The sequence below is a fragment of the Romboutsia sp. genome (assembly GCF_035470145.1).
Classification (GTDB): domain Bacteria; phylum Bacillota; class Clostridia; order Peptostreptococcales; family Peptostreptococcaceae; genus Romboutsia_D.
Map to the genome: position 1 here is coordinate 1 of NZ_DATIRC010000261.1, position 3325 is coordinate 3325.

The 3325-nt window shown below is 27.8% G+C and carries 5 protein-coding genes, 1 rRNA gene and 1 riboswitch; all 6 genes read left to right on the forward strand.

Annotated features, from left to right (window positions below; translation table 11 throughout):
• Window positions 1–23: 23 nt before the first annotated feature.
• A 5S ribosomal RNA gene (rrf, locus tag VLM92_RS11040) occupies window positions 24–140 on the forward strand.
• Between the two features lie 365 nt (window positions 141–505).
• Window positions 506–549: riboswitch (PreQ1 riboswitch) on the forward strand.
• Window positions 550–648: 99 nt separating this feature from the next.
• Window positions 649–1617 (forward strand): nucleoside hydrolase, encoded by a 969-nt coding sequence (locus tag VLM92_RS11045; RefSeq protein WP_325276400.1) that lies wholly within the window; start codon window positions 649–651, stop codon window positions 1615–1617.
• 1 nt (window position 1618) lies between these two features.
• Window positions 1619–1765: a hypothetical protein gene (locus VLM92_RS11050; protein WP_325276401.1), complete on the forward strand. Its 147-nt coding sequence runs from the start codon at window positions 1619–1621 to the stop codon at window positions 1763–1765.
• 18 nt (window positions 1766–1783) lie between these two features.
• A complete protein-coding gene (locus tag VLM92_RS11055; protein ID WP_325276402.1) occupies window positions 1784–1945 on the forward strand; it encodes a hypothetical protein in 162 nt (53 codons plus the stop codon).
• A complete protein-coding gene (locus VLM92_RS11060; RefSeq protein ID WP_325276403.1) occupies window positions 1938–2627 on the forward strand; it encodes a radical SAM protein in 690 nt (229 codons plus the stop codon). Before VLM92_RS11055 ends, VLM92_RS11060 begins: the two co-directional genes overlap by 8 nt.
• A gap of 292 nt (window positions 2628–2919) precedes the next feature.
• A partial coding sequence (locus tag VLM92_RS11065) for an ATP-binding cassette domain-containing protein (RefSeq protein ID WP_325276404.1) occupies window positions 2920–3325 on the forward strand: 406 nt, incomplete at its 3' end.

Below are 3325 nucleotides of genomic sequence, written 5' to 3' on the forward strand. Positions count from 1 at the left end.
AATTAATTAAAATATAAAGATTATGTGGTTATAATAGCAAAGAGGATACACCTGTTCCCATTCCGAACACAGAAGTTAAGCTCTTTAGCGCTGATGGTACTTGGTGGGCAACTGCCTGGGAGAGTAAGACGTAGCCACGTAATCTTTTTTATTACTAATAAAAAATAAGGGTGTAGGTATTAATGTTTAAATAATACCTACACCCTTATTTCATGTAAAAGAAAAATAAGAGTGTAGTTGAAATGATAAATTTAAAGCATATGAGCTGATTTGATATGTTAAATAGAATTAATTTTATAAAATATGAGTATTAAATTTTTTCATGGAAAAAATAATAAGTAGGAACGTTTGTATTAGTTACATAAAAAGAGAATGTTTATGGCAAAAATAATAAAAGCAGTTGATGGTAATACAACGGCATCACATGCTGCCTATGTATTTACTAATTTTGCAGCAATATTTTTACAAGAGAAAATATATAAATTTATAAATCTAAATAATATATTTGGGACTGATTCGAGAACTCTCAGTATAAAAAACTAAGGATTTATATAGTGACAGTATATAGTCGTATCCTTAGATATGGCTTTTTTTAGGTTGAAAAAGTTGTATAGTTCTCCTTAATCCCAAAATTAAGGAGGAGATAATATGGAAAAAAGAAAAGTAATAATTGACTGCGATCCAGGGATAGATGATTCTCTGGCAATTATTCTAGCATTAAACTCACCAGAGCTAGAAGTAATAGGTATAACTATATGTAGTGGTAATGTACCTGCCAAACTTGGGGCACAGAATGCTCTAAAAGCACTTCAAATGTGTTCATCATTACATGTACCCGTATATATAGGGGAAGAATATCCATTAAAAAGAGAACTTGTAACAGCACAAGATACCCACGGAGAAGATGGAGTGGGAGAAAATTTCTATGAAGAAATAAAGGATTTTGGATTTAAAGAAGGTGGTGTTGACTTTATAATTGATACTTTAAGAAATAATGAAAAGGTATCTATAATAGCTCTAGGACCTCTTACAAATATAGCAAAAGCCATTATGAAAGACAAAGAAGCCTTTAACAACCTAGATGAATTTGTATCTATGGGAGGCGCTTTTAGAATACAAGGAAATTGTTCTCCAGTATCAGAATTTAATTATTGGGTAGATCCTCATGGTGCAGATTATGTTTATAAGAATTTATTAAAGAAAATTCATATGGTCGGATTAGATGTAACTAGAAAAATTGTACTTACACCAAATATAATCGAGCTTATAAATAGATTTGATAAAGATATGGCTAAGTATATAACAGAAATAACAAGATTTTATATCGATTTTCATTGGGAACAAGAGGGCATAATAGGATGTGTAATAAATGATCCATTAGCAGTAGCATATTTCATAGATAGAAGTATATGTGAAGGATTTGAGTCTTTTGTTGAAGTAGTAAAAGATGGAGTAGCGATGGGTCAATCTATAGTAGACTCATTTAATTTTTATAAAAAAGAAAGTAATGCTATTGTATTAACTGATGTTGATGCAAAAAAATTTATGTATATGTTTTTAAAAAGATTATTTAAGGGATATGAAAATATTATAGACTCTGTGGAAGGGGTGATATAACATGAATAGAAAAGTTAATGTTAGAAACACCAGTTTAATTGGTCTAGGAATGCTTATATTTACAATTTCAACATCTATAATAAGTGCAATAATAGCAGTATATTTGTTTGGAGGAGTTAAATCAGCAGGTTATTCTTATATAGTTTAAATACTTAGATTTGTAGGTATGGATGATGTTGAAAGTGTGTTTGTAATACAAGTAATTACAGATTACATGGATAAATTTATAGCAGTAGCACTAGCACTAGTAGCTTCAGGAGTTAGGATACTTCCTAAAAGTGTTAAGCTATCTATAACAGGTAACAAAAAAAGGAGACATTATGGATAGATATAGTGAAGTAATAAATAAAAATGTTAGAGAAATCGTACTTCTTAAAGGATACCCATGTGTATGGGGAAAATGTAGTTTTTGTGACTATATATTAGATAATTCAACTTCAGAAGATGAGATTAATAAATTAAACTTTGAGGTTTTAGAAAATGTAACTGGCAAATATAAAGTACTTGAGGTAATAAATTCAGGAAGTTGTTTTGAATTGCCAAAAGCTACATTGAATAGAATAAAGGAAATAATAAAAGAAAAAAAAATAGAAAAATTATTTTTAGAAAGTCATTGGTGTTACAAAAATAAAGTACAAGAGATGAGAGATTTTTTTGAAATACCAATAGTTTTTAAAATAGGAGTAGAAAGCTTTGATTATGAATTTAGAAATACATTTTTAAATAAAAATGCAAAGTTTAAAACTTATAAAGATGTAAAAAAATATTTTGATTCTCCTTGTATGATGATAGGAATAAAAGGCCAAACAAAAGAGATGATAGATAAGGATATGGAAATAGTATTAAATAACTTTGACCATGCTACAATTAATGTATTTATAAATAATACATCAACAATAAAAAGAGATGAAGAATTAGTAAAATGGTTTAAAACAAAATATAAATTTTTAGATAAAAACCCCAAAATAGAGATTCTATATAATAACACAGACTTTGGAGTTGGAGATTAATATAATCAAAAGCTGTAGATAGGATTATACGAATCATCTCTACAATTTAAATTGACTAAAACCGTATTGATAAAATTTCAATACGGTTTTTTACGTACAATGAATTTATTATAAATTTTATACGTTGAATAGAGTAGAGGACATGGCTTATAGATCGTTGGGGATATGATTAAATAAAATTTTTTATTTGTAAGGTTTATTTAAGGTTAAGTTTATAAAGATGTAAGATTTAAATTATAAAATAGCAACATACAAGGTAATGAATTAAAGATTAATATATGGAGGAACCGTTATGAATAAATTAGAGATAGTAAACTTAACAAAGACATACAGTCATAAAAATGCAAATGAAAATATAAGTTTAACTTTAGAAAGTGGAGTTTATGGTTTATTAGGACCAAATGGATCAGGTAAGACTACATTAATGAAGCAAATATCAACACTTAAACAACCAACAAGTGGGAAAATTTTATACAACGGAAAAGATATACAAGCTTTAGATGATCAATATAGAGATGTAATAGGATATTTACCACAAGATTTTGATGCTTATAAAAACTTTAGTGCTAAAGATTTCTTAATGTATGTAGCAGCACTTAAAGGTGTAAAAAATCCTAAGAAAAAGGTAGAGGAACTTTTAAATTTAGTAGGGCTATATGAAGTAAGAAATAAATATGTGTCTAAATTTTCAGGAGGTA

Coding starts and splice junctions, on each gene's coding strand:
- VLM92_RS11045 (WP_325276400.1), top strand. CDS start 649: ATGGAAAAAAGAAAAGTAATAATTGACTGCGATCCAGGGATAGATGAT.
- VLM92_RS11050 (WP_325276401.1), top strand. CDS start 1,619: ATGAATAGAAAAGTTAATGTTAGAAACACCAGTTTAATTGGTCTAGGA.
- VLM92_RS11055 (WP_325276402.1), top strand. CDS start 1,784: ATGGATGATGTTGAAAGTGTGTTTGTAATACAAGTAATTACAGATTAC.
- VLM92_RS11060 (WP_325276403.1), top strand. CDS start 1,938: ATGGATAGATATAGTGAAGTAATAAATAAAAATGTTAGAGAAATCGTA.